At 55.2% G+C, this 962-nt stretch carries 1 protein-coding gene; it reads right to left on the reverse strand.

The features are described 5' to 3' along the window. Positions 1 to 156: 156 nt before the first annotated feature. Positions 157 to 962 (reverse strand): Calx-beta domain-containing protein (locus tag AC01FP_RS17855; RefSeq protein ID WP_474482117.1); only part of this gene is annotated, 806 nt, incomplete at its 5' end.

The following is a 962-nucleotide window of genomic DNA, read 5'->3' on the forward strand; positions in this document are numbered from 1 at the left end:
GCTGCTCAGGCAGACGGCGGCCACGCCGGCTGAGAGTGCCACTCCGGCTGATCGCCAGAGGCTGAAAGTGCGACCGGACGGCGGTTTGAGATGGGTAAGGTCAGGTTTTGAAGGGATCATGGCTAGGCCTGCATGGGACTGTAGGTAAGAAGACATTTAGATAAATATAGTGCTATCGATCGCGCCAAAGGTGTTGTTCGGCAACTTGATTAGCAGATCGCCATTGAAATTGGCTGGATTGCCATCGGATGAAGCAATGTAAGTGTTGCGGCGGAGACTGCTGGTACCCCATTTGAACACCACCACTTCACCGACTTGAAGAGGTTGATTTCCTGATATCGCTGTGTTCGTGTCAGCGAAGGCCAGCTGCAGGGCACCTTGGAGGGTGGTGGCTGAGATCACGCCTCGATTCGGAACCGCCGAAGGCGTGAATGGTAAATCAATCTTGTCGCCTTGTCCGACATTGAAATCGGTGATGAAGTCCAAGACGGCCAGGGTGGAGTCGGTGAGTGCTAAGTAGCGGAAGGTGTCTGCACCAAGTCCGCCGGTCAGCACATCAGCCCCGCCCAAACCGGTGATGGTGTCATTTCCCGCAAGGCCGTTGATCTGGTTGACGCCGTTATTACCCGTAAGCGTGTCGTTGCGAGCGGTGCCGTTGAAGTTGCCGGAGGATGTGATATCGACGCCTAGACTTGGATCTATTAGTGGATCATCATCATCGATGATTGTGCCAGTGGCAGCTGTGATAACTGCAGTTGAGCCGCTGGCGAAGGTTGCGTTGGTGGGATTGGAGAGTTGGAGGCTCAGCGTTTCATCAGACTCATCAATCGCATCTCCGATGGCGGTGAATACAACCTGCAGAGCCGTCACGCCTGGATTGAAGGTCAGGGTCTGGGGGCCAGAGGCTGCGGTGTAGTCGGTTCCTCCGATAGCCGTGCCTGCAATGAATTCGTAGGTCACCG

The organism is Cyanobium sp. NIVA-CYA 375 (assembly GCF_056108345.1).